The organism is Stenotrophomonas maltophilia group sp. RY12688, assembly GCF_052149045.1.
GTDB classification, from domain to species: Bacteria; Pseudomonadota; Gammaproteobacteria; order Xanthomonadales; family Xanthomonadaceae; genus Stenotrophomonas; species Stenotrophomonas sepilia.
Genome location: NZ_CP197389.1, coordinates 1445963 through 1470943 on the forward strand (window position 1 = coordinate 1445963; position 24981 = coordinate 1470943).

Consider the following 24981-nt stretch of genomic DNA (forward strand, 5'->3'; position numbering starts at 1 on the left):
TCCCCTGTCAGCTTCCATTCGCCGCGGGGCCCGGTTTCTCAGGACGTTATCGGTCTGCGAACGATTATGCAATTGCACAGCTGCGCATTTAGGTAATTGACCAACCATCCATCACACATGTTGCGTGAAAATCTGTGACGTGTGCAGCACGATCAGCGCTGCGGTGCGCTTGTCAGAACGTTCAATACAGGTGGAGATGCAGAATCTTCACCACAACGCATCCCGCAGCTTGTACCACGACATCGCCGCCACCAGCAGCGGCGTGCGCAGCAGCCGGCCGCCAGGGAAAGGCGCATGCCGCAGCCGCTGGAACACGTCCAGGCGCTCGCTCTGGCCGGCAATCGCGGCGGCGATGACTTCGCCGGCCAGCCCGGCGGCGGCCACCCCATGGCCGGAGAACCCCTGCGCGAAGTACAGGTTGCCGTCCAGCCGGCCCCAATGCGGGGCGCGGTTGCGGGTGATGTCCACGTAACCGCCCCAGACCTGCTCCAGCGGCACGTCGGCCAGTTGTGGAAACACCTGGTGCATGCGCCGCTGCATCACCCCGTGCAGGCCGGGTGGGGGCAACGCCGAGTAACTGGCGCGACCGCCGAACAGCAGCCGGTGATCGTGGCTGAGGCGGAAATAGTCCAGTGCCCACGCGGTGTCGGCCACGGCCATGTTGTTGCCGATCAGGGCGCGGGCGCGCTCGGCACCGAGCGGCGCGCTGGCGCCGATATAGGTGCCGACCGGCATGATCCGGCGTTCCAGCTCGGGCAGCAGGCCCTGCAGCCAGGCATTGCCGGCAACCACCAGGTGCGCAGCGCGCACGCTGCCCCGCGCGGTATGCAGGGTGGGCTGCGGTCCGCGCTGCACGCGGGTCACTGCGGAGTTCTCGTGGATCACCACGCCGGCCGCGCGCGCCGCATCGGCCAGGCCACGCGCATAGGCCAGCGGGTGCAAGTGCGCGCTGTGCGGATCGAACATCGCGGCGCGGTAGCGCGGGCTGTCCAGCTGCGCGCGCAGGGCATCACGGTCCCACCACTGCATCGGGTAGTCGTAGTGGCGCTGAAGATGCTCGCAGTTGGCGTGCAGGTCGCGCTCGTGGCGTTCGCGGATGGCGACGCTGGCGTGGCCCTCCACCCAATGGCAGTCGATACCATGGCGATCGATGCGCCTGCGCATCGCCTGTACCGCTTCGCGCGACCAGTCGAACAGGTGGCGCGCATCGTCACGGCCGAGCTGACGCTCCAGTTCGTCCACCTCGCAGCCATAGCCGGCCAGCGCCTGGCCACCATTGCGGCCGGACGCGCCCCAGCCGACCCGCTGTGCGTCCAGCACCACCACGCGCTGGCCACGCGCGGCCAGTTCCAGTGCGGCGGTCAGGCCGGTATAGCCGGCGCCCAGCACCGCAACGTCGGCCTGCACCTGCCCCTGCAACGAGGGCAGTGCGGGCGGTTCGGGCAGGCTGGAGGCATACCAGCTGGGCGGAAACGCGGCGCTCACTGCAGGCCTCGCGGGTGCAGTGCGGGAGGGCGGAGCAGGGCAGGTCGATCAGCGTTCACCCCGGTAGTTTCGCCGATGCGCGGCAGCTGCGGTGTGACGGCAGCGACTTGCCGCCGTTGCCAGGCGACGGGTAACGTGTCGGCACGCCAAGGAGTGTCCCCATGCGCCGCCTGCCCTGGGTGGGCCTGCCCACCGACAGCACCGTGCTCGGCCACCACCGTTTCGCGGTGGCCGGCGAGAAGTACGTGCGCGCGCTGGCCGAGGCGGCCGAGGTGACCCCGGTGGTGTTGCCGAGCCTGCAGCCACCGTTGCCGGCCAGCGACTGGCTGCTTGGGCTCGATGGCCTGCTGTTGACCGGCGCGGTCAGCAATATCGAACCGCAGCACTACGAGGGTGGCCGCAGCTGGCCAGGCAATCCGCATGATCCGGCCCGGGATGCCAATGCCTTTGCGTTGCTGCACGAAGCGCTGGCGCTGGACCTGCCGGTGCTGGCGATCTGTCGTGGTTTCCAGGAATTGAACGTCGCGCTGGGTGGCAGCCTGCATCCGCAGGTGCATGCGGTGCCCGGCCTGGCCGACCATCGCGAAGACCCGCAGGCGCTGGTGGAAGTGCAGTATGGGCCGGCCCATGCGGTGACCCTGGCCGCCGATGGCTGGCTGGCGCAGTGGCACGGCAGTGGCCGCGCGCAGGTCAATTCGGTGCACGGACAGGGCATCGCCCGCCTCGCGCAGGGCCTGCAGGTCGAGGCCATGGCCGATGACGGACTGGTCGAGGCAGCGCGCAGCCTGCACCATGGATTTGTGCTCGGCGTACAGTGGCATCCGGAGTGGCGTGTCACGCAGACGCCGTTCTATCACGCTATTTTCCGTGCGTTCGGCCAAGCTTGCCGGCAGCACCAACAGAACCGACTGGATTCCCGATGAGTTCCCGAACGCGCCCGCGCAAGACGGCCACGCCCCCCGCACCGCAGGAAAGCAGCCTGCTGCGCTGGCTGAAGGAGCGGCGCATCACCGAGGTGGAATGCCTGGTGCCGGACATCACCGGCAACGCGCGCGGCAAGATCATTCCTGCCGACAAGTTCTCGCACGACTACGGTACGCGCCTGCCGGAAGGCATCTTCGCCACCACCGTCACCGGCGAGTTCCCTGACGATTACTACGACCTGACCTCGCCGTCGGACTCGGACATGATGCTGCGGCCCGATCCGGACACGGTGCGCATGGTGCCGTGGGCGGCCGACGCCACCGCGCAGGTCATCCACGATTGCTACACCAAGAACGGCGAACCGCACGAGCTTGCGCCGCGCAACGTGCTGCGCCGCGTACTGGCGGCTTATGCGGAACTGGGCCTGCGCCCGGTGGTGGCGCCGGAGCTGGAGTTCTTCCTGGTGCAGAAGAACACCGACCCGGACTTCCCGCTGCTGCCACCGGCCGGTCGCTCGGGGCGCCCGGAGACCGCGCGGCAGTCGTACTCGATCGACGCGGTCAACGAGTTCGACCCGATCCTCGACCTGATGTACGACTACGCCGATGCGATGAAGCTGGACGTGGACACGCTGATCCACGAATCCGGCGCAGCACAGCTGGAGGTGAACTTCACCCATGCCGATGCGATGGACCTGGCCGACCAGGTGTTCCTGTTCAAGCGCACCATGCGCGAGGCGGCGATGCGCCACGGGGTGTACGCCACGTTCCTGGCCAAGCCCATGGAGAACGAGCCCGGTAGTGCCATGCACATCCACCAGAGCCTGGTGCGGGTGAGCGATGGCAGCAATGTGTTCGCTGGCGAGACCGATGCTGAGGGTGAGTTCAGCCCGGTGTTCGGCCACTACCTGGGCGGTCTGCAGAAGTACGCGCCGCAGGCGATGGCGTTCTTCGCGCCGAACGTGAATTCCTACCGGCGCCTGGTGTTCGGCGAGGTCTCGCCGAGCAACGTGCACTGGGGTTTCGACAACCGTACCTGCGGCCTGCGCGTGCCGCTGGATACACCGGAAAACATGCGCGTGGAGAGCCGGTTCGCTGGTTCCGACGCCAATCCGTACCTGGCAATGGCGGCCACCCTGGCCTGCGGCCTGCTCGGCATCCGCGAGCGGCTGGCGCCGGACGCGCCGGTGACCGGCAGCGCGAAGGAACTGGGCTACAACCTGCCGCGCTCGCTGGGCGAGGCGCTGGACGGGCTGGAGCAGTGCAGCGAGCTCCAGGCCCTGCTGGGCGAGCGTTTCTGCCGCGCCTACATCTCGGTCAAGCGCAAGGAATACGAGACCTTTTTCCGCGTCATCAGCTCGTGGGAGCGCGAGTTCCTGCTGCTGAACGTCTGAGCATCTGGAATAGAAAAATCCGCCGCCGGGGGGTAGGCTGGCACCCGTCGCCGGCCCCGCCGGCCCCCCTTCCCGCATTCTGGAGCACCCGATGAAGCTGCGTATCCTCACGCTCGGCCTGGCCTCCGCCATGCTTGCCGCCTGTGGCGGTGGCAACGGCGGCGCGCAGGACAGCCAGGTCCTGAACGTCTACAACTACAGCGATTACATCGCCGAGGACACCATTCCGACCTTCGAGAAGGAGAGCGGCATCAGGGTGACCTACGATGTGTTCGACAGCGATGAGATGGTCGAGACCAAGCTGCTGGCCGGCAACAGCGGCTACGACGTGGTGGTGCCGACCCTGAACTTCTTCGGCCGCCAGATCCAGGCCGGCGTGTTCCTGCCGCTGGACAAGAGCAAGATCCCGAACCTGGCCAACCTCGATCCGGCGGTGATGAAGCGCATCGCCACCCAGGACCCGGGCAACCAGTACGGCGTGCCGTACATGATCGGCACCACCGGCATCGGCTACAACGTGGACATGCTGAAGCAGCGCTTCGGCGGCAGCACCGATATCGCCAACAGCTGGGACCTGGTGTTCAAGCCGGAGAACATCAGCAAGATGAAGGACTGCGGCGTGACCATCCTGGACACGCCGGCCGACATGATCCCGATCGCGCTGCATTACCTGGGCCTGGATCCGCACAGCGGCGACCCGGCCGAACTGCAGAAGGCGGCCGACCTGCTGAAGTCGATCCGCCCGTATGTGCAGAATTTCCACTCCTCGCAGTACGTCGGTTCGCTGGCCAATGGCGGCACCTGCCTGGTGGTCGGCTGGTCGGGTGACATCATCCAGGCCCGCGACCGCGCCGAGGAAGCCAGCAATGGCGTGCACGTGGCTTATTCGATCCCGAAGGAAGGTGCGCCGCAGTGGTTCGACATGCTGGCGATCCCGAAGGACGCCAAGCACCCGGAAGCGGCTTACAGGTTCATCAACTATCTGCTGGAACCGAAGGTCGCCGCGGCCAACACCAACTTCATCCACTACGCCAACCCGATCCCGGCCGCGACACCGCTGGTGGACGAGGCGATCCGCACCGACCCGACGATCTATCCGCCGGCTGACGTGGCCGAGAAGATGTTCACCTACTCGATCAACACGCCGGAGACCGACAAGCTCTACACCCGGCTGTGGACCGAGGTGAAGACCGGCCGTTAAGCGGGTCTGGCGCCGCCGGGCGTTGCCCGGCGGCCGCCTTGCTTCACCGTGCCGGAATCGGTACCGCCGCCCTCGCCAAGGTGCCTCAGGATGGCCGGCAGCAGGTCGCGTGCATCGCGGCCGCCGTTGCACAGGAACGACGAACTCATCCGCTGCAGGTTGTGCATGCCGATGAAGAACAAGCCCGGTTGCGGGGAAACGCCAAACTCGCCCAGCGGATAGCCGTGGGCATCCAGCGCGCCCTGCACATCGAGCCAGGGCCACTCGGCGACGAAACCGGTGGCCAGCACCACCGAGCGGATGTCTGTGGACGGCAGATCCAGCTCGCACGGGGACGGTTCCGGCTCCCAGTGCAAGTAGACCTCTTCGGGAATGTAGCGGGCATCGTCGGTGCGCGGTTCGGGCCGCGTGGCGTAGTACGCGCTGGCCAGCGAATCGAGATAGGCATACTCGGCCCGCGTCGCTTTGATCGCGGCGCGAAGTTGCGGGCGGACATCGGCGAAGCGGGCGGTGTTCCCATTGAATTCCTGCAACCGGCCCAGCAACCTGATGCCTGCACGGTGCATCGCCAGCAGGCTGATCGAACTGCCCAGGCCGGCGCCTCCCTTGCCGGAAATCAGGGGGAACTCCGCGGTGCGGGCCTTGCGCAGCGCGTCCGGCTCGCCTGCCAGTACGGCCGCCGATTGGCTTACGTGTTGATGGATGCGCCCGGCCATGTCCCACCAGGTCATCGAGTCCTTGCCGCGCAGCCGACGGGTGTGCGAATGACGCTCGGCCAATGACCAGTACACGCTGCGACCACCGTCGCGCAGGTCCTGGGCGATCTGCGCGCCGGACTGGCCGCCGCCGATGACCAGCACCGCGCCCTCGGGTAGCTGGCCGGGACCGCGGTACTCGCTGGAGTGCAGCATGGTGAGGCCTGCTGCGGGCGCGAACGGGGCCCGGGGCAACCGCGCCCGGCGGTATTCACCGGTGGCAACCACCACCGCCTGGGCATGGATCAGTCCCCGGCTGCTGTCGATGGCATAGCCACCGGACTCGGGCCCGACCCGATGGACCACGCACCCTTCGCTGATCGGCAACGAGCGCTCGTCGGCATAGTCGCGCAGCCGTCGGATCACTTCCGGGGCCCCCATGAACCCTTCCGGGTCATCCCCGGCATAGGCATGGCCATGCAGGGCCATGGTCGCGTTGGCGGTGTTGGTCTGGAACGAATCCCAGCGTCGCCGCCAACTGGCACCCACGGTTTCGGCCTCCAGCACGCGATGCTCGACGCCGGCCTCCTGCAGGAGCGCGCTGAGCGACAACCCGGCCTGGCCGGCGCCGATGATGACCAGCGGCAGCCGTGCAGGCAGGCAGCCCGGCAGGCGGGGCGGGAAAGGGGAGGGGCTGTCCGGGGAAATCACCAGGGTCGGTCCATGCAAGGCCTAGATCCGGGGCATTGCGCGGGGAATGTCCCGGGCTTTCAATGGATCCCGCTCTGAAAAATGTTGCAGATCGGGCCGCCGCCCGTGGTGTCTGGCCGGGACGGCCGTCCGGGCGTCGAGGAGACCCCGGGCCTCCCGGCGCACAGGCCACCATGGCGGGGGAAAACCGACACACCTCGGGAGGCCTGGGCGCGCCAGCGGCCGCTTCCACCCACTGCCGTCATATCCCCTTCGGCCCCCGGCCGTTAGAATGGCCGCCGCTGTCCACCGCCCGCTCCCGGAGCCCCCATGCCCGTTGAAGCCCAGCCGGTAGCCGCCGTCGTCGACACGACCGGTGCGCCCGGCTATCTCTCCATTCGTGATCTGCGCAAGGAATTCGACGGATTCGTCGCCGTCGACGACGTCAACCTGGACGTGCGCAAGGGCGAGATCTTTGCCCTGCTCGGTGGCTCCGGCAGTGGTAAATCGACCCTGCTGCGCTGCCTGGGTGGCTTCGAGACGCCCACCAAGGGCAGCATCACCGTCGATGGCCAGCGCCTGGACGCGCTGCCACCGTACCAGCGGCCGGTCAACATGATGTTCCAGTCCTATGCCCTGTTCCCGCACATGACGGTCGAGCAGAACATCGCCTTCGGCCTGAAGCAGGATGGCCTGGGCAAGGACGCGATCAGCAAGCGCGTCGGCGAGATGCTCGACCTGGTGCAGATGGGCCACCTGGGCAAACGCAAGCCGCACCAGCTGTCCGGTGGCCAGCAGCAACGCGTGGCGCTGGCGCGGTCGCTGGCCAAGGGGCCGAAGCTGCTGCTGCTGGACGAACCGATGGGCGCGCTGGACAAGAAGCTGCGCTCGCAGATGCAGCTGGAACTGGTCAGCATCATCGAATCGTCGGGCGTGACCTGCGTGATGGTCACCCACGACCAGGAAGAAGCGATGACCATGGCCACCCGCATCGCGGTGATGGATGCCGGCTGGATCCAGCAGGTCGGCAAGCCGGACGAGGTCTATGAGCAGCCCGCCAACCGCTTCGTCGCCGAGTTCATCGGTTCGGTCAACCTGTTTGACGGGGTGATCGACGAGGACCTGCCCGAGTACGTGACCGTGCGCTCGCCGCTGTTCCCGGCGCCGATCTACATTGCCCATGGCATCACCTGCTATGAAGGGCAGCCGGTCGCGTTCGCGCTGCGCCCGGAGAAGGTGATGATCGGCAAGGACGAGCCGGAAGGGCACACCAACAAGGCGCAGGGCGTGATCGAGGACATCGCCTACTTCGGCAGCCACTCGGTCTATCACGTGCGCCTGCCCAGCGGCGCCAAGGTGCTGGCCAACTTCGCCAACTCGCAGCGCTGGGCCAGTGATGGCTTCACCTGGGGCGACGAGGTGTGGGTGCACTGGCGCGACAACGACGGCGTGGTGCTCACCTCATGAGCGTCGCCGGCCTGAAGCGCTGGCTGCCGGGGCTGCGTGCCACGGTGATCGGCATTCCGTACCTGTGGCTGCTGCTGTTCTTCGCAGTGCCGTTCCTGATCGTGCTGATGATCAGTTTCTCGCTCAGCCGGGTCGGCTCGCCGCCGTACACCTGGCTGCTGCAGTACGTGGACGGCGGGTTCTCGCTGAAGCTGAACCTGGAGAATTACCTGGCGCTGTTCCGCGATTCGATCTATGCGCAGGCCTTCCTGAGCTCGATCAGGATCGCGGCCATCTCCACCTTCCTGACTCTGCTGATCGGCTACCCGATGGCCTATGCCATCGCCCGCCTGTCGCCGGCCGCACGCAACGTGGCGATGATGCTGGTGGTGCTGCCGTCGTGGACCTCGTTCCTGATCCGCGTGTATGCGTGGAAGGCGATCCTGGACCGCAACGGCCTGCTCGACCAGTTCCTGCAGTTCACCGGCCTGCAGGCGCTGATGACGTCGATGGGGCTGCCGAAACTGCAGTTGATCGATACGCCGACCGCGGCCTACATCGGCATCGTCTACTGCTACCTGCCGTTCATGGTGCTGCCGCTGTACGCCAACCTGGTCAAGCATGACCACCGCCTGCTGGAAGCGGCCTACGACCTGGGGGCCAAACCATGGCAGGCCTTCCTCCGCATCACCCTGCCGCTGTCGAAGGCCGGCATCATCGCCGGCTGCATGCTGGTGATGATCCCGGCAGTGGGTGAATTCGTGATTCCGGAAATGCTGGGTGGCTCGGAGACGCTGATGGTCGGCCGCCAGCTGTGGAACGAGTTCTTCAACAACCGCAACTGGCCGGGTGCCTCGGCGATGGCGGTGGCGATGATCCTGTTGCTGCTGGTGCCGATCCTGCTGTTCAACCGTTCCCAGCAGCGCCTGCTGGAAGGGAAGCAGGCATGAGCCCGCGTACCGCCAAGGGCCTGGGGCTGGGCGTGCTGCTGCTGGGCTTCGCCTTCCTGTACCTGCCGATCCTGCTGTTGATGTTCTATTCGTTCAACAGCTCGCGGCTGGCGATGGTCTGGGCCGGGTTTTCCACCCGCGCCTACAGTGACCTGTTCGCCGACCGCGCGCTGATGGATGCGATGTGGACCAGCCTGGTGGTGGCGTTCTGGACCGCCTGTACCGCCACCGTGCTGGGCACGCTGGCGGCGATGGTGATGACCCGCTTCAAGCGCTTCCGTGGCAAGCCGCTGTTCGGTGCGCTGGTCACCGCGCCGCTGGTGATGCCGGATGTGATCCTGGGCTTCTCGCTGATGGCGCTGCTGGCCTCGATGGGCGCGATTCCGGGCTTCCCGGCGCGCGGCCTGGCCACCATCTGGATCGCGCACGTCACCTTCACCCTGTGCTTCGTCACCGTGGTGGTGTCTTCGCGCCTGCAGGAAATGGACCTGTCGCTGGAAGAAGCCGCGATGGACCTCGGGGCCAGCCGGCTGACCGTGTTCACCCGCATCACCCTGCCGATCATCGCGCCGGCGCTGGTGGCGGGCTGGCTGCTGGCGTTCACCCTGTCGCTGGATGACGTGGTGGTGGCCAGCTTCGTCGCCACGCCGGGCTCGACCACGCTGCCGATGAAGGTGTTCGCATCGGTGCGCATGGGCATCAGCCCGAAGATCAATGCACTGGCCACGCTGCTGGTGTCGGCGGTATCGATCGCCGCGGTGATCGGCTGGTACATCAATGCCCGCGCCGAGAAGCGGCGCCAGCGCGACCTGCAGCTGGCGCGGCAGGACAACGGCTGAGTACACGATCCGTCCACTGTGCCGGCAACACCCGGCTCACGGCCGGCGGCGCACAATGGGGGTCTTCCAGATGGAGATTCCCCATGACCGTCGAGATCGTCGACCCGGCCACCGGCCAGGTGACCTACCGCCATGAACTGATGGGCGCTGCCGACATCGAGCAGCGCCTGCAGGCCGCCGCCGATGCGTTCCCCGGCTGGGCCGAGCGTTCGCTGCAGGAACGCGGCGCGATCCTGCGCCAGATCGCGGCGCAGCTGCGCACGCGCCGCGACGACCTGCAGCAGGCGATGACCCACGAGATGGGCAAGCTCAAGGCCGAAGCGCTGGCCGAGGTCGACAAGTGCGCGGCGGCCTGCGAGTACTACGCCGACCATGCGGCCGACTATCTGAAGCCGCAGCTGATCGACACCGAAGCCCAGCGCAGCTACGTGCGCTACGAGCCGATCGGCTGCGTGTTCGCGGTGATGCCGTGGAATTTCCCGATCTGGCAGGTGTTCCGCTTCCTCGCACCGGCGTTCATGGCCGGCAACGTGGCCCTGCTCAAGCACGCCAGCAACGTGCCGCAGTGTGCCGACCTGATCCTGGCGGTGTGCCGTGATGGCGGCCTGCCGGACGGCGTGTTCGACGTGCTGCACATCGACAACGACCAGGCCGCCGACGTGCTGCGCGACGCACGGGTGAAGGCGGTGACGCTGACCGGCAGCGAGCGGGCAGGGCGCTCGATCGCCTCCAACGCCGGCAGCCAATTGAAGAAGGCGGTGATGGAGCTGGGTGGCAGCGATGCCTTCGTGGTGCTCGACGATGCCGACCTCGACAAGACGGTTGCGGCAGCGGTGAAGTCGCGCTTCGACAACAGCGGGCAGACCTGCATCGCGGCCAAGCGGTTCATCGTGGTCGAGGCGGTAGCCGATGAATTCACCCGTCGCTTCGTTGAAGCTGCGGCCGAGCGCCAGTACGGCGACCCCGATGAGCGGGGCACCACGCTGGCGCCGATGGCCCGTGCCGATCTGCGCGATGAACTGCACAAGCAGGTACAGGCCAGCGTGGCCAAGGGTGCGCGGGTGCTGATAGGCGGCGAGCCGATTGCCGGCACCCATGCCGGCTATCCGGCCACGGTGCTCGACCAGGTCGGCCCGGACATGCCGGCCTACGACGAGGAACTGTTCGGTCCGGTGGCTGCGGTGATCCGGGTCGCTGATGAGAGCGAGGCACTGCGCGTGGCCAACGACACGCGCTTCGGCCTGGGCGGCAGTGTGTGGACGCGCGATCCGGTGCGCGGCGAAGCCTTCGCGCAACGCATGGAATGCGGTGCGGCCTTCGTCAATGCCATCGTCAAAAGCGATGCGCGGCTGCCGTTCGGCGGCAGCAAGCAGTCTGGCTTTGGCCGGGAACTGGCCGACCACGGCATCCATGAGTTCATGAACATCAAGACCGTTTACGTGGCTTGATGCCGAATGGCAATGCCGGCCGCTGGCCGGCATTGCCCTGGTTGCCGGCCAGCGGCCGGCACTACCACCAGCGGGTCACAACCACTTTGCGCGCTTGAACAACCGGTACAGGCCCACGCAGACGCCGCCCACACCAACGATCATCAGTGGGTAGGCCCACGGTTGGCTCAGCTCCGGCATGTGGCTGAAGTTCATCCCGTACCAGCTGGTGATCAGCGTCGGTGCCGCCAGCAGCGCGGCCCACGCACCGAGGCGCTTGACCGTCTCGCCCTGCGCCAGCGTGACCAGCGACAGGTTCACGCTGAGCGCGGTGCCCAGCATCTCGCGCAGGGTGTCGATCACATCGCTGATGCGTACCGCGTGGTCGTGCACGTCACGGATGTACAGCTTCACTTCGTCCGGAACCAGCTCGCCCTGGTAACGGCGCAGCTGGGCCAGCACATCCTGCAGCGGCGCCACCGCCATCCGCATCTTGTTCAGTTCGCGCTTGAGCTCGTACAGGCGCACCACGGTGCTGCGCTTGTAGTTCTCGGCGAAGATGTCCTTTTCCAGCAGGTCCAGGGTGTCGCGGAAGCGGTGCACGATCGGCAGGTAATTGTCGACCACGAAGTCGGTCACCGCGTACAGGCAGTACGACGGGCCCATCTTCAGCAGCTGCGGCTCACGCTCGACCCGAGCACGTACCGGCGCGTAGGACAGCGAGGCGCCGTGGCGCACCGTCACCAGGAAGCGCGGGCCGAGGAAGGCATGAGTTTCGCCATACTGGATGCGCTCGTCGACCATCTGCGCGGTGGTGACCACCACGAACATCGAATTGCCGTAGGTCTCGACCTTGGGCCGCTGGTGCGCGTTGCGCGCATCCTCGATGGCCAGGTCGTGCAGGCAGAATTCTTCCTGCAGTTTCAGCAGCACATCGTCGTTGGGATCGTACAGGCCGACCCACACGAAGCCATTGCCACTGGCGATGACATCGCTGATGGCGTCCAGGCTGATATCGTGGCGTATGCCCTCGTCATCATAGTGGACGCAGTTGATGACGCAGGCGGGGTTGGCTGAAGCAGGGGCGGAAGCGGAGGCGGGCAATGACATGCCCGCCATCGTGCGTCAGCGCCGTGTTTCGGACAAGTGAGGACGGCGCCCCAACACCCAGGCCAGTGCCGCGTGCACGGGCAACAGCAGTACGATCCACTGCACGTTGTACTGGGCCTGCAGGCTCAGCCAGTGCAGCACCAGCGCGGCCACGGCCTGTACCGCCAGCAGCCACAGCACGATCCTGAACATGCGCCCCGGCACGCGCCGGCGCAGCAGGCTGATTGCTCCGGGCAGCAGCAGCACGGCCAGCGGCGAAAGCAGCAGCAGGTTGCGGTTGGCCCAGGCGGCGTAGTGGGTGCTGAAGCCCCACAGGAACACCAGCAGGCTGCCGGCGACGGCGCACAACAGCCAGAACGGCAGGGCCAGCCCAGCCAGCAGGCGCGGCCGGTTGCGCAGCGCCAGCACGCCGCCGGCCACGACCAGACCAAGCAGCAGCCACGGCCACCAACGACGCGCGAACTCCTTCGGCTCCGGATCAATGCGGTGCGGCAGCAGTTCCTGTTCGGACTGCACCAGCGGCCGGCCATCACTGTTGCGTGCCTGGCGCAGCGCATCGGCCAGGCGCATCGGCACGAATGCTTCCTGCCAGCGCGACAGCGGCTGGTCGGCGAACGGCCCCAGGCCGACATCGAAGCCCAGCCACATCCACGGGGCGGGCGAGGCCAGGCGCACCGACTCGCTGCGGTAGGTGTTGCCGCGCGAACGCCCCGACAACTGCGACTGCAGGCCACCGCCCAGTGCCTTGTCCACCGTGTCGCGTACCATCGTGGCGCAGTTGGCGGTGTAGTAATCGTAGTGGTAGCGCGCGTTTTCCGGCTTGGCCCGCTCGGCCAGGTCAGCGGCCAGGGAACGCGCCTGTTCGGGGCGCAGGTCCAGCCACTGCACGCTGGCACCGCGGCCGGTCTCGTCGTAGTACGACAGGTCCTGCTGCAGCGGCAGCGCCACCAGGTAATACATCATGTCGCCGCGCACGAAGCGGCTGATGAAGTCGTCCTCGGACGGATCGAAGTAGCCGAAGTTGTATGAGGTCGCTTCGCCACTGGCCGGATCGACCACGACGATGGCGTCATGGCCGAAGCGTTCGAAGAAAACCGTGCCCGGCTGCATGGTCACCACGCCGATGCGCGGGGCCGGGGCCTCCGCGTTGGCGGTGGCCGGTGCGGGCACGGCTGCCGCCGGCTGCGCGAAGGCCGCCAGCGGCAGGGCCATGGCCAGCACCCACAGTGCCAGCCACACCATGAGGATCAGGCCGCGGCGCTTCAAGCGTCGTCCTGCGCGTCCGGCGGCAGCACGGTCACGTGGAAGGCCTGAACCCGGCGCGCATCGGCGCGGGCCACGCGGAACATGAAGCGGTCCAGTGCCAGCTCATCGCCGACTTCCGGAAGGTGGCCCACGGCCTCGGTGACCAGGCCACCGATGGTGTCGTAGTCCTCGTCGGAGAACGTCGCGCCGAAGCGCTCGTTGAAGTCGCCGATCGGGGTCAGCGCGTCGACCACGTACTGGCCGTCGGACTGGATGGCGATCTGCGCGGACGGATCCTCGGCCTCGTCGTGCTCGTCGTCGATCTCGCCGACGATCTGCTCCAGCACGTCCTCGATGGTGACCAGACCGGCAACGCCGCCGTACTCGTCGACCACGATGGCCATGTGGTTGCGCGACAGGCGGAACTCCTTCAGAAGCACGTTCAGCTTCTTCGCCTCCGGGATCAGCACCGCCGGGCGCAGCAGCTCGCGCACGTTGGCCGGGCCGTTGTCGGCGACCACGCCGCGCAGCAGGTCCTTGGCCAGCAGGATGCCAAGGATGTCGTCCTTGTTCTCGCCGTGCACCGGGAAGCGCGAATGGCCCGATTCGACAACCTGCTTCATCAGTTCCAGGAAGGGCGCTTCGACCGGCAGCGAGACCATCTGCGAGCGCGAGATCATCACGTCGCCCACGGTCAGCTCGGCCACCGAAATGGCGCCTTCCATCATCTTCAGGGTATCGGCGGCGATCAGACCCTCTTCCTGCGCGGTGTGCAGGACAGCGACCAGCTCGTCGCGGGTGTGGGGTTCGCCGGAGAAGGCCGAGGTCAGGCGTTCAAGCCAACCGCGCTTCTTTTCACTGTGCTCCGCAGGGGAGCTACTACTGTCGTCTTCTGACATCTCTGGAAAAAAGGCACCCGGCAGGCCGGGCGTTGGCCCAAGTCTAGCAGGATGTGGCGGCCTGTCAGTGACCGTCGCTGCCCGGTCCGGTGATCGGCGGCGGGGCCAGTTCAGGCCGGGCAGGGGCTTCTTCTTCAGGCAGGTCCAGGCTGTAGGTACAGCCGGCCAGGGTCTTGCCCGGATGGGAGGCCACGGTGGAGACGCTGAGGATGATCGACTCGATCTGGGCCTCGCCGCTCTTCGGGTCGGTCACGTCGCGGCTGACCAGCTCGCGGCCGGCCATGAACTTGCCGTCCTGGTCGTAGCCGGTCTCCAGCGCCAGGCGTTTGGCCAACGGCCGCGGGTCAGCCTGGTCGAGGATCGCCATGATGCTGGAGCCGGCCACGGCGACCCGTTCGGTGCGGTCGCCGAACACGCTGATCGGCTGGGCCAGTCGGTACTCGCTCATGAACTGGTTGCCCTGGGGCAGCGGCTGCAGGCCGTGGGCGACGGCCTTCAGCGGATCAGCCAGCAGCGGTGCCAGTGCAGCGTGATCGGCTACGCCCTGGCGGCATTCGATCAGCGCCGGCAGGTCCAAGGCAGCGGCCGGGGCGGACGCGACGAGCAGCAGGGGCAGGACAATACGCAGCACGGGCACTGGATCCGCAACGGAAGGCAGGCCGGTGATCGTACCGGTCCCGGTCGGCTATCGCGAGCGTCTCTACGCAGTCAGGGAGATTGCAGGTGCGATGCCGCTGGGTACCAGCGCAGCCTGACCGGGTAGCCCAGCAGCGCCTGCAGGTGGTCGCGCACGGTCGCCGCCGTTGCGCGCGCGCCAGCGGTATCCCGGAGTTCCAGCTCCAGTTCACCGGTCATGACGTCCAGGCCATAGCCGGTCAGGCCGGGCAGCTGCGGGATGAACCAGCCCTGCTGCGCCTGAAGACGGCGCTGCATCTCCGCTTCGGTCATTGAAGCGCCGATGATGTAGCGCACGCGTTGCGGGCCGTCCGCCCCTGGATGGGTCTCATCGGCCGCAGGTGCCGGCCCAGTCAGTCGCACGACGACGTTCCACCCCGTCGCATTGTCCACCCACATACCGGCCAGGCGTGCCGCGTGGCGCGCCCTCAAGCGTTCCATCAACGCGTGCTGCTGCGCCTCGGCGACCGCCTGGCGGGCCGTCTGCTGGCTGACGTCAAAGAAGGCCTGCACCTCGGCGACTTTGGCGGCAATGTCGGCGGCGCTGTCGCTGGCCGGGAACGGCGACGGTCGTTCCCGGTCGGGGTCGATGCCCGGGGCAGTGGTTACCTGCAGAAGAGCGGCAATGAGTGCGGGCAACAGCGCGATGGGGGTGTCCTCTGTGATGAACCCGGTATGCGTGGCCGTCAGCGCTCGCCGGCGTAGGGATCGGCGATGCCGAGCTCGGCCAGGATCTCGCGCTCCAGCTGTTCCATTGCGTCGGCTTCCTTGTCGTCCTCGTGGTCCCAGCCAAGCAGGTGCAGCACGCCGTGCACGGTCAGGTGCGCGTAATGGGCGTTGAGCGCCTTGCCCTGTTCGTCAGCTTCACGCGCCACCACCGGTGCGCAGATCACCAGGTCGCCGAGCAATGGAAACTTGACGCCCTTGGGCAGGCCTTCGGGCACGTCGGCCGGGAAGCTGAGCACGTTGGTGGCGTAGTCCTTGCCACGGTAATGGCGGTTCAGCGACTGCCCCTCCTTGGCATCGACCACGCGGATGGCCAGGTCGGCCTCACGGATGCGGCCCTTCAACGCAGCGGCCACCCACTTGCGGAAGCTCACTGCGGCCGGCAGCCCGGTACGCGGCAGGGCATAACTGACGGCGACGTCCAGTCGCACGGGACCACGGGTCATGGCGTTGCTCCAGGCTGGATCTGATGCAGGTCGCGGCGGTCGTAGGCGCTGACGATGCGCGCCACCAGCGGATGCCGGACCACGTCGCGGGATTCGAAGAAGGTGAAGCTGACGCCCTCGACCTCGCGCAGCACATCGATCGCGTCGCGCAGGCCGGACTTCACGTGCTTGGGCAGGTCGGTCTGGGTCAGGTCACCGGTGACCACCGCCGTGGAGCCGTAGCCCAGGCGGGTCAGGAACATCTTCATCTGTTCGATGGTGGTGTTCTGCGCCTCGTCCAGGATCACGAACGCATCGTTGAGCGTGCGGCCGCGCATGTAGGCCAGCGGCGCGATCTCGATGACGTTCTTCTCCAGCAGCTTGACCACCTTCTCCACGCCCATCATCTCGTACAGGGCGTCGTACAGCGGTCGCAGGTACGGGTCGACCTTCTGGCTCAGGTCGCCGGGCAGGAAGCCCAGCTTCTCGCCGGCTTCCACCGCCGGGCGCACCAGGATCAGGCGCTGCACCCGTGACTCGTTCAGTGCTTCGACCGCGCTGGCCACGGCCAGGAAGGTCTTGCCGGTTCCGGCCGGGCCGATGCCGAAGTTGATGTCATGCGTGGCGATCTGGTGCAGGTAGCGGCCCTGGTTGGCGCCGCGGCCACGTACCGTGCCACGCTTGACCTTGATTGCCACGTCCTGCGCTTCGTAGGAGCGTTCGGCGATCTGCTCGACGTTGGCCTGCGCCAAGCGCAGGTGGATGGCGTGATTGTCGAAGGTGGTTTCGCCGGCTTCGGCGTACAGCGCTTCAACCAGCTTCTGCGCCTCGACGATGGCTTCGTTGGGCCCGCTGATGCGGAACACGAAGCCACGATTGGCGATCTCCACGCCGAGCTTCAGCTCGATCTGGCGCAGGTGCCCGTCGAAGGGGCCGCACAGGTTGGCCAGTCGCTCGTTGTCTTCCGGCGACAGGGTGAAGTCTCGATGATCGATGCTTTTCATTGCTTGGGGTGGGGCGGGGTCGCCGTCCACCACGATGGACTCGGGGTGACAAGGTTACGCGCGTACCGGGCATGCGGCCAGCGGCGGGCCGATACGCGGTTTTCCACACCCGGTGTGGACGGAGGGCGCGAAAAGCTGTGGACAGGCCTTCGCAGTGCTTGTGCCACAAGGCGTATGAGGCGGTGGTGAAAAAACCGTCACGGTCGGCCGGGTCCTGTGACGGCAGCGCATCTTCCGCTGCCAGGCAGCCAGTACGGCCGCCCCCGTCCGGTTCTCCACACCGGCTGTGGAATGATGCTGAATCAAGCTGTGGATAGGTGGCGAGGAACCTTGCAGCAAAAGGCTCGCCCGTACGTGGCGAAAAAACCGTCAGGGCTGATCGGAATCATTGAGGGTGCACGGGGCAGGTGGCACCGTGTCGCCGTCGCAGGAGGGGATGACATGGGCATCGGCAACGGGATGCGTGGACTCGGGCTGGCGGGCATCGGCCTGCTGGCGGGCTGTGGGCAGTCAACGCCAACGGCGCTGGGCACACTGGAGTGGGACCGGATCACGGTGCCGGCGCCGGCGGCCGAGGTGATCGCCACGGTGGAGGTGCGCGAGGGCCAGCGGGTCAAGGCCGGGGCCGTGCTGATGCAGCTCGACCCCGCCCGCGGCGACGCGCAGTTCGCGGCGGCGCAGGCCGACACGGCGCGCGCGCAGGCCCAGCTGGAAGAGCTGAAGCTCGGCCCGCGGCAGGAACAGATCGCACAGGCCCAGGCACAACTGGCCGCGTTGCGCGCGCAGTCTGCTGAAGCCACTGCCTACTATCGTCGGGTGCAGCCATTGGCACGCCAGCGCCTGATCGCCGCCGCCGAGCTGGACCGTGCACGGGCGGCCGCCGGCAATGCCGCGGCCAGCGTGCGTGCCGCCGAGCAGGCCTGGCTGGAACGGGTGCACGGCAGTCGCGCGCAGGACATCGCCCAGGGCCAGGCGGCCGCCGACGCCGCACAGGCGCAGCAGGTGGTGCAGGGCGTCAACCTGCAGAAGCTGCTGCTGCGCGCACCGCGCGATGGCGTGATCGATGCCTTGCCCTACCGGCAGGGTGACCAGGCACCGATCGGGGCGCCGCTGGCGGTGATGCTGGTCGGCGAGCGCCCCTATGCGCGCGTCTACCTGCCGCAGCCGCTGCGCCTGCAGGTCAAGGTCGGTCAGCCGGCGCAGATACAGCTGGAGGGAGGAAGCACCGTACTGAAGGGCCATGTGCGCGCGATCCGTAGCGAGCCTTCATTCACCCCGTACTACGCACTGACCGGCGATGACGTCGAGCGCCTGAGCTACCTCGCCGAGATCGACGTGGATGCAGCCAGCGACATGCAGAAGCTTCCGGCCGGACTGCCGGTGCAGGTGCGCTTCTGAACACCGGTGCGGACATCGCGGTGCATGCGCAGGGCCTGACCCGCCGCTTCGGTGAACTGCTGGCCGTGGACAAGGTCGACCTGACCGTCCCGCGCGGGCAGGTGTACGGCTTCCTGGGCCCGAACGGGTCAGGCAAGTCGACCACCATCCGCATGCTGTGCGGCCTGCTGGAACCCAGTGCGGGGCAGATCGAGGTGCTGGGCCTGGCGGTTCCCGAGCAGGCCGAAGCACTGCGCCGGCGCATCGGCTACATGACCCAGCGCTTCTCGCTGTACGAAGACCTGTCGGTACGCGAGAACCTGGAATTCCTCGCCGCCATCCAGGACCTGCCGCGCAACCAGGCCCGGCAACGGGTCGATGCGCTGCTGCAGCAGTACCGGTTGCAGGACCGGCAGCCGCAGCTGGCCGGTACGCTCAGCGGCGGGCAGAAGCAGCGCCTGGCCCTGGCCGGCGCCGTGGTGCATTCGCCCGAACTGCTGTTCCTGGACGAGCCGACCAGCGCGGTCGATCCCGAGTCGCGCCGCGATTTCTGGGAGGCCCTGTTCGAACTGGCCGACGCGGGAACCACGGTGCTGGTGTCGACCCATTACATGGACGAAGCCGAGCGCTGCCATCGCCTGGCGATCCTTGATCGCGGCGCACTGGTGGCCGACGGCACGCCGGCCGAGCTCTGTTCACGGCTGCAAGGACGAACGCTGCAGGTCACGTCATCGCAGCCACGCCAGGCCAGCCGCGTGCTGGCCGAGCTGCCCGGCGTGCTGAGCGTGGCGCAGATCGGCACCCATCTGCGCGTGCTGTGCAACGAAGGCGCAGCGGATGTCGCGGCGCTGCGGCGCGCGCTGGCCAGCGCCGACCCGCAAGCGCATATCGAAATCGTGGCGCCGAACCTGGAGGACGTGTTCGTGGCCGCCACCCGTGGCCGTGGCAGGGAGCCAGCGGCATGAACCTGCGCAGGCTGTGGGCGATCATGCTCAAGGAGCTGCGGCAGCTGCGCCGCGACCGCATCACGCTGGCGATGATCGTCGGCATTCCGGTGATGCAGCTGCTGCTGTTCGGGTATGCGATCAACCTCAACCTGCGCCACCTCGATGCGGGTATCGCCGACCAGGCCAACAGCGCCGCCTCACGCGCGCTGGTGCAGGACATGGTCGCCACCGGCGTGATCACGCCACGCAGCGAGGCCTACACGCCGGACCAGCTGATGCAGGCGCTGCGCCGCGGCGAGATCAGCGTCGGCATCGTGGTGCCGGCGGACTTCGAGCGTCGCCGCTTCGATGGACGCGAAGCGGTACAGGTGCTGGTCGATGGCAGCGACACCGTGGTGCAGAGTGCGGCGATCCAGCTGGCGCAGGTGCCACTGGATACGCGCCCGACCAGCAATACGCGGCCGCTGCGCGAAGGCAGCATTGCCGGTGGCCAGGTCAGCGTGACCAGTTTCTACAACCCGCAACGGCGCTCGGCGGTGAACATCGTGCCCGGCCTGATCGGGGTGATCCTGACCATGACCCTGGTGATGTTCACGGCGGTGGCGGTGGTGCGCGAACGCGAGCGCGGCAACATGGAACTGCTGATCGCCACGCCGGTATCGCGCAGCGAACTGATGGTCGGCAAGGTGCTGCCCTATGCAGCGATCGGTCTGCTGCAGACCACGCTGGTGCTGGTGCTGGGCACCTGGCTGTTCCAGGTGCCGATTCGCGGCAGCCTGCTCGACATCTACCTGGCCGCGGTGCTGCTGGTGCTGGCCAACCTGGCGCTGGGCCTGCTGATCTCCGCGCGCGCGCGTTCGCAGTTCCAGGCGATGCAGATGACCCTGTTCCTGTTCCTGCCGTCGATCCTGCTGTCGGGCTTCATGTTCCCGTTCGCCGGCATGCCGCGGCCGGTGCAGTGGCTGGCCGAAGTGCTGCCGTTGACCCACTTCCTGCGCCTGGTGCGCGGCATCATGCTGCGCGGCGCCTCGCTGTGGGAGCTGTGGCACGACGCACTGGCGCTGCTGGCCTTCATCGTGGTGATGATGACCCTGGCGATCCTGCGTTTCCGCAAGCGCCTGGATTGAGGCCTGTCATTCGGTAGTGCCGGCCGCTGGCCGGCATCATTTCCGGTGGGCGCCGACCGTTGGTCGGCACACCCGGACCTTACTCCGCCACCACCCGCGCGCGCAGCGAATTGGTCAGCGCTTCGGTGATCACCACATCCACGAACTGCCCGATCAGGCGCGCAGGCGCCGGGAAATTCACCGACCGCATGTTCTCGGTCTTGCCGGTCAGTTCGTTCGGATTCTTGCGCGACGGCCCTTCCACCAGCACGGTCTGCACGGTACCGACCATCTTCTGCGAGATGCTGGCGGCGTGCGCATTGATGCGCTCCTGCAGGCGCGACAGACGCGCATGCTTCTCGGCATCGCTGATCGTGTCCTCCAGATCGGCCGCCGGCGTACCCGGTCGACGCGAATAGATGAAGGAGAAACTGTGGTCGAAGCCGATGTCCTCGATCAGCTTCATGGTCTTCTCGAAGTCGGCATCGGTCTCGCCGGGGAAGCCGACGATGAAGTCCGAGCTGATTGAAATGTCCGGGCGCACCGCGCGCAGCTTGCGGATCTTCGACTTGAATTCCAGCGCGGTGTAGCCGCGCTTCATCGCCGACAGCACGCGGTCGCTGCCGGCCTGCACCGGCAGGTGCAGGAAGTTGGCCAGCTGCGGAACGTCGCGGAACGCATCGATCAGCGAATCGCTGAACTCGAGCGGGTGCGAGGTGGTGAAGCGGATGCGGCCGACCCCATCGATCTCGGCGATGGTGCGGATCAGCAGGCCGAGGTCGGCAAACTCACCGTCTCCATACGGGCCGCGATAGGCGTTGACGTTCTGGCCGAGCAGGTTGATCTCGCGCACGCCCTGCGCGGCGAGCTGCGCCACTTCCACCACCACGTCCTCGAACGGGCGGCTGACTTCGGTGCCGCGGGTGTAAGGCACCACGCAGAACGAGCAGTACTTGGAACAGCCTTCCATGATCGACACGAACGCCGAGGCACCTTCGGCGCGTGGCTCGGGCAGGCGGTCGAACTTCTCGATCTCGGGGAAGCTGATGTCCACCTGCGGGCGCTTCTGCTCGCGGCGTGCGCGGATCAGTTCCGGCAGGCGATGCAGGGTCTGCGGACCGAACACAAGGTCCACGAACGGGGCGCGCTTGATGATCGCTTCGCCTTCCTGCGAGGCAACGCAGCCGCCCACGCCGATGATGACCTCGCGGCCCTTGTTCTTCAGGCCCTTCCACACGCCGAGTTGGCTGAACACCTTCTCCTGCGCCTTCTCGCGGATGGAGCAGGTGTTGACCAGGATGACGTCGGCGTCGTCCGGGCTGTCGGTCAGTTCCAGGCCATCGCTGGCGGCAAGCACGTCGGCCATCTTGGCCGAGTCGTACTCGTTCATCTGGCAACCGTGGGTCTTGATGTACAGCTTGCCCTTGACCTGGTCAGGCTTGCGCGGACCAGCGGGCAGGGCAACGAGCGGGGTACCGCCCGGCGTGGCGGGCGGAAAGACGTCTGGCGTCCCGGTCATGGCGCTTAATCCATTCGGGTGGCGGGAAAGCGGGCAATTCTACCCGCATCCCGCGCCAGCCGCCGCGCCCTTGTAGAGCCGAGCCCACGCTCGGCTGGCTTCAGTAGAGCCAGGCCATGCCAGGCTGCTGCCCCATGGGAAGCGGGAAGAGCAGCCGAGCGCGGGCTCGGCTCTACAAGGGGGGGCTGCTTACGCGGCCGCCAGCTCCGCATCGATCTGCCGCGAACGGTCGAAGGCGGTCATCGCGCTCATCCGTGCGATGTAATCAGCCGTGGCCGGCGCAGGCTGCACCAGGCCGAAGGCCGTGGTCCAGGCCAGCGCATTGCCCCACAGCACGTCGGCGGCACTCATCGTCTCGCCGAGCAGGTACGGGCCCTGCGCCAGCTGGGCCTCGACCACCTGCAGCACGGTCTCGGCGTCGTTGTACGGCGACATCAGGCGCGGCGGCGGCTCGCGGTGCATCGCCTTGTCGATCATCGCCGGCTCGAAACAGGCACCGTAGAAGGCCATCCAGCGCAGGTAGGGGCCGCGCAGGGCGTCGCCGATCGGCGGGGCCAGCCCGGCCTCCGGATACAGGTCGGCCAGGTACAGATAAATGGCGACCTGCTCGGTCACCAGTGCGCCGTTGTGGACGATGGCCGGCACCTTGCCCATCGGGTTGATGGCCAGATAGGCCGGGGCCAGGTTGGCACCGGCCTTCAGGTCCAGCACCTGCATGCGGTAGTCGGCACCCAGCGCTTCGAGCAGGGCCACGGCGCCGCTCGAACGGGATCTGGCGGCGTGGTACAGGGTGATCTGGCGTGAGTTCATGGCATTGCTCCTTGCGGTGGGTGGGTGAACTGGAAGCCATCCTGAGGCACTATTGCGGACGACTTCTGTCCTCGATTCTTCATGCGCCATACCGCCCATCGACTGCTGCGCCTGATCGCCCTGCTGCAGGCCCGCCGCCAGTGGTCCGGGGCTGAGCTGGCCGAGCGCATGGGCGTGGACCGGCGCAGTATCCGCCGTGATATCGAACGCCTGCGCGAACTGGGCTATCCGGTGCGGGCCTCATCGGGGGTCGGCGGCGGCTATCAGCTCGGGGCAGGGGCACCGGTGCTGCCGATGCTGCTGGACGAGGACGAGGCGACGACCCTGGCGATCGCCCTGCGTGCCGCGTCCGCGACCGTCGCTGGCATCGACGACACCGCGCGGGGCCTGCTGTCCAAGCTCGATCCGCTGGTCCCCACCCGTCGCCGGCGGCAGGCCGGCGAGGTGCATGCGGCGACGGCCACCCTGTCCGACCTTCCCTCCACCGACGCACGCCTGCTGGGACGGCTGGCCCAGCACTGCCGGCAGGCGTCACGGCTGGCCTTCGAGTACCGCAGTGCGCAGGAGGAGGTGACCCAGCGCGAGGTCGAGGCGCAGCACCTGGTCAACTATGGGCGGCGCTGGTACCTGCTGGCCTGGGACCTGGGCCGCCAGGACTGGCGCACCCTGCGCGTGGACCGGATGGGCGCGGTGCGCGAATGCGCCGGGCCGGGCATGCATCGGCGCCCGCCCGCGCCCCCGGACGTGATGGTGCGGCAGGCGGTCAGCCAGGCGCCCTTCGCGCTGCAGGCCATTGTCCGCCTGGCCGGCAGCCGCACCGAGCTGGAAGGGCGCATCCCGCCGTGGTGTGGTGTGCTGGAGGCTGATGGTGCCGACCATTGCCTGTTGCGCATGGGCGCCGAGAGCCGCGGCATGATGCTGGCGCAGATCCTCAGCCTGGACCGGGTGCCGGTGGCGTTGTGGACCACACCGCCGGGCCTGCGCGATGAGCTGGCACAGCGTTTGACCGGATTGGGCCAGGTGCTGGCTGTGCCGCCGGTCACAGGCTGAGCCACATCGCTTGGCAAGCCCCGGCGAAGCTGGGACACTCGCGGCATGAAGGGGATACTGGGGACAACGGCGATCATCATCGCTGCGCTGACCGCTGCGCCGGCCAGCGCTGGCACCCTGTACAAGTGCCAGGGCGCCGACGGGGTCACCAGCTACGTGAGCAAGCGAGTGGCCGGCGCGCGCTGCAGCAGCATCAGCTACAGCCGCGATACCCGCCCGGCACCGCGCCCCGTGGTGGCCGCATCGAAGCCTGCGCCGACCTCGGTGGCCAGCATCGAACGCAATCCGGTCGCCGTGGCGGCCAGCGCCGCTGCGCCCGCTGCAGTCGCGCCGACGCCTGCTGCACCCGCGCCTGCCGCGGTACCGACGGCCTCGCGGGCCGGGCGGATGGTCAGCGGCCAGGTCTACTCCTTCATGAAGGATGGGGTGCGCCACTACACCAGTGCGCGGCCGACCCAGGTCGCCAACCTCGGCCCGGTGCGTACCATCCGCTACAGTTTCATGGAGCGCTGTTATGCCTGTGGCGTCAACCCACGCGTGGACTTCGGTTCGGTGCGCTTGAACACCACCGCGTTCCAGACCGAGATCACCTCGGCCGCACGCGAGTTCGGCGTCGAAGAAGCCGTGGTGCGCGCCATCATCCACGCCGAGTCGGCCTACAACCCGACCGCGCTCAGCCGCGCCGGCGCGCAGGGCCTGATGCAGCTGATGCCGCCGACCGCAGCCCGCTTCGGGGTCAGCGATTCCTACGATGCCGCGCAGAACATCCGTGGTGGCGTGCAGTATCTTGCGTGGTTGCTGAAGCGCTTCAATGGCGACCTGACCCTGGCTGCGGCCGGCTACAACGCCGGCGAAGGCGCGGTCGACCGCCACGGTGGCGTGCCGCCCTACAGCGAGACCCAGTACTACGTGCGCCGGGTCGGACAGCTGGCCGAGCGTTACCGCACCGCATTGACACACCAGTAGTGCCGGCCGCTGGCCGGCAACCCCGTAATCAATGTTGTTGCAATGCGTTGTGTGGCGCGCGACGGTTCCGCT

General features: G+C 67.5%; 23 protein-coding genes. 12 read left to right on the forward strand and 11 right to left on the reverse strand.

The features are described from left to right. Positions 1-207: 207 nt before the first annotated feature. Positions 208-1446, reverse strand: coding sequence for an NAD(P)/FAD-dependent oxidoreductase (locus tag ACS0OT_RS06655; RefSeq protein WP_194442127.1), 1239 nt, complete (start codon positions 1444-1446; stop codon positions 208-210). A gap of 200 nt (positions 1447-1646) precedes the next feature. On the opposite strand from ACS0OT_RS06655, the gene ACS0OT_RS06660 reads away from it, so the two are divergent. The 3 genes from ACS0OT_RS06660 (at position 1647) to ACS0OT_RS06670 (ending at position 5003) form a co-directional block, all read left to right on the forward strand. After that, the gene (locus ACS0OT_RS06660) at positions 1647-2408 is read left to right on the forward strand and encodes a gamma-glutamyl-gamma-aminobutyrate hydrolase family protein (RefSeq protein ID WP_095378308.1); all 762 of its coding nucleotides are present in this window, start codon (positions 1647-1649) and stop codon (positions 2406-2408) included. Then, positions 2405-3802: a glutamine synthetase family protein gene (locus ACS0OT_RS06665; protein WP_088025507.1), complete on the forward strand. Its 1398-nt coding sequence runs from the start codon at positions 2405-2407 to the stop codon at positions 3800-3802. The genes ACS0OT_RS06660 and ACS0OT_RS06665 overlap by 4 nt, the downstream gene beginning before the upstream one ends. Positions 3803-3893: 91 nt before the next feature. After that, the gene (locus ACS0OT_RS06670) at positions 3894-5003 is read left to right on the forward strand and encodes a polyamine ABC transporter substrate-binding protein (protein ID WP_065186097.1); all 1110 of its coding nucleotides are present in this window, start codon (positions 3894-3896) and stop codon (positions 5001-5003) included. Here the strand turns inward: ACS0OT_RS06670 and ACS0OT_RS06675 are convergent. After that, the gene (locus ACS0OT_RS06675) at positions 5000-6427 is read right to left on the reverse strand and encodes a flavin-containing monooxygenase (protein ID WP_065186098.1); all 1428 of its coding nucleotides are present in this window, start codon (positions 6425-6427) and stop codon (positions 5000-5002) included. The genes ACS0OT_RS06670 and ACS0OT_RS06675 overlap by 4 nt on opposite strands. Positions 6428-6718: 291 nt before the next feature. Here ACS0OT_RS06675 and ACS0OT_RS06680 point away from each other — a divergent pair, with 291 nt between their 5' ends. From ACS0OT_RS06680 to ACS0OT_RS06695, 4 genes are all read left to right on the forward strand, one after another. After that, the gene (locus ACS0OT_RS06680) at positions 6719-7855 is read left to right on the forward strand and encodes an ABC transporter ATP-binding protein (protein WP_005415926.1); all 1137 of its coding nucleotides are present in this window, start codon (positions 6719-6721) and stop codon (positions 7853-7855) included. Next, entirely contained in the window at positions 7852-8784 is a 933-nt protein-coding gene (locus ACS0OT_RS06685; RefSeq protein ID WP_005415927.1) for an ABC transporter permease subunit, read from the forward strand. Before ACS0OT_RS06680 ends, ACS0OT_RS06685 begins: the two co-directional genes overlap by 4 nt. Further along, positions 8781-9623 (forward strand): ABC transporter permease subunit, encoded by an 843-nt coding sequence (locus ACS0OT_RS06690; RefSeq protein ID WP_005415928.1) that lies wholly within the window; start codon positions 8781-8783, stop codon positions 9621-9623. Before ACS0OT_RS06685 ends, ACS0OT_RS06690 begins: the two co-directional genes overlap by 4 nt. A gap of 83 nt (positions 9624-9706) precedes the next feature. Next, complete coding sequence (locus ACS0OT_RS06695; protein WP_442256094.1) at positions 9707-11071, forward strand: NAD-dependent succinate-semialdehyde dehydrogenase; 1365 nt, start codon at positions 9707-9709, stop codon at positions 11069-11071. Positions 11072-11146: 75 nt separating this feature from the next. Here the strand turns inward: ACS0OT_RS06695 and ACS0OT_RS06700 are convergent, their stop codons facing one another. The 7 genes from ACS0OT_RS06700 to ACS0OT_RS06730 all read right to left on the reverse strand — a co-directional run bounded on the left by ACS0OT_RS06700 (position 11147) and on the right by ACS0OT_RS06730 (position 17134). Next, on the reverse strand, positions 11147-12169 hold the full coding sequence (locus ACS0OT_RS06700) for a magnesium and cobalt transport protein CorA (RefSeq protein ID WP_065177395.1): 1023 nt from the start codon (positions 12167-12169) through the stop codon (positions 11147-11149). 6 nt (positions 12170-12175) lie between these two features. Further along, the gene (locus ACS0OT_RS06705; RefSeq protein ID WP_065177394.1) at positions 12176-13426 is read right to left on the reverse strand and encodes a lipoprotein N-acyltransferase Lnb domain-containing protein; all 1251 of its coding nucleotides are present in this window, start codon (positions 13424-13426) and stop codon (positions 12176-12178) included. Further along, positions 13423-14304: an HlyC/CorC family transporter gene (locus ACS0OT_RS06710; RefSeq protein WP_005408827.1), complete on the reverse strand. Its 882-nt coding sequence runs from the start codon at positions 14302-14304 to the stop codon at positions 13423-13425. Before ACS0OT_RS06710 ends, ACS0OT_RS06705 begins: the two co-directional genes overlap by 4 nt. A gap of 64 nt (positions 14305-14368) precedes the next feature. Continuing rightward, complete coding sequence (locus ACS0OT_RS06715; protein ID WP_005415933.1) at positions 14369-14935, reverse strand: hypothetical protein; 567 nt, start codon at positions 14933-14935, stop codon at positions 14369-14371. Positions 14936-15012: 77 nt separating this feature from the next. Next, positions 15013-15618: a hypothetical protein gene (locus ACS0OT_RS06720; protein ID WP_065177392.1), complete on the reverse strand. Its 606-nt coding sequence runs from the start codon at positions 15616-15618 to the stop codon at positions 15013-15015. 47 nt (positions 15619-15665) lie between these two features. Then, on the reverse strand, positions 15666-16151 hold the full coding sequence (ybeY, locus tag ACS0OT_RS06725) for an rRNA maturation RNase YbeY (protein ID WP_065177391.1): 486 nt from the start codon (positions 16149-16151) through the stop codon (positions 15666-15668). Further along, positions 16148-17134 carry a PhoH family protein gene (locus ACS0OT_RS06730; protein ID WP_005415936.1) on the reverse strand — a complete coding sequence of 329 codons (987 nt, stop codon included), beginning with the start codon at positions 17132-17134 and terminating at the stop codon, positions 16148-16150. The genes ybeY and ACS0OT_RS06730 overlap by 4 nt, the downstream gene beginning before the upstream one ends. Before the next feature lie 441 nt (positions 17135-17575). Between ACS0OT_RS06730 and ACS0OT_RS06735 the strand changes: the two genes are divergently transcribed. The 3 genes from ACS0OT_RS06735 to ACS0OT_RS06745 are packed head-to-tail and all read left to right on the forward strand — an operon-like array spanning position 17576 to position 20585. Further along, on the forward strand, positions 17576-18532 hold the full coding sequence (locus tag ACS0OT_RS06735; RefSeq protein ID WP_329888774.1) for an HlyD family secretion protein: 957 nt from the start codon (positions 17576-17578) through the stop codon (positions 18530-18532). Positions 18533-18552: 20 nt separating this feature from the next. Further along, positions 18553-19476 (forward strand): ABC transporter ATP-binding protein, encoded by a 924-nt coding sequence (locus tag ACS0OT_RS06740; RefSeq protein ID WP_065177389.1) that lies wholly within the window; start codon positions 18553-18555, stop codon positions 19474-19476. Further along, the gene (locus ACS0OT_RS06745) at positions 19473-20585 is read left to right on the forward strand and encodes an ABC transporter permease (protein ID WP_442256095.1); all 1113 of its coding nucleotides are present in this window, start codon (positions 19473-19475) and stop codon (positions 20583-20585) included. The genes ACS0OT_RS06740 and ACS0OT_RS06745 overlap by 4 nt, the downstream gene beginning before the upstream one ends. 79 nt (positions 20586-20664) lie before the next feature. On the opposite strand, the gene miaB is transcribed toward ACS0OT_RS06745, so the two are convergent. Next, the gene (gene miaB, locus ACS0OT_RS06750; RefSeq protein WP_134972724.1) at positions 20665-22083 is read right to left on the reverse strand and encodes a tRNA (N6-isopentenyl adenosine(37)-C2)-methylthiotransferase MiaB; all 1419 of its coding nucleotides are present in this window, start codon (positions 22081-22083) and stop codon (positions 20665-20667) included. A 189-nt stretch (positions 22084-22272) separates the two neighbouring features. Continuing rightward, on the reverse strand, positions 22273-22893 hold the full coding sequence (locus ACS0OT_RS06755) for a glutathione S-transferase family protein (protein WP_005415942.1): 621 nt from the start codon (positions 22891-22893) through the stop codon (positions 22273-22275). 81 nt (positions 22894-22974) lie between these two features. On the opposite strand from ACS0OT_RS06755, the gene ACS0OT_RS06760 reads away from it, so the two are divergent. Both ACS0OT_RS06760 and ACS0OT_RS06765 read left to right on the forward strand, forming a co-directional pair. Beyond that, entirely contained in the window at positions 22975-23943 is a 969-nt protein-coding gene (locus ACS0OT_RS06760; protein ID WP_065177386.1) for a helix-turn-helix transcriptional regulator, read from the forward strand. A 45-nt stretch (positions 23944-23988) separates the two neighbouring features. After that, positions 23989-24909: a lytic transglycosylase domain-containing protein gene (locus ACS0OT_RS06765; RefSeq protein ID WP_065177385.1), complete on the forward strand. Its 921-nt coding sequence runs from the start codon at positions 23989-23991 to the stop codon at positions 24907-24909. Positions 24910-24981: the final 72 nt, after the last annotated feature.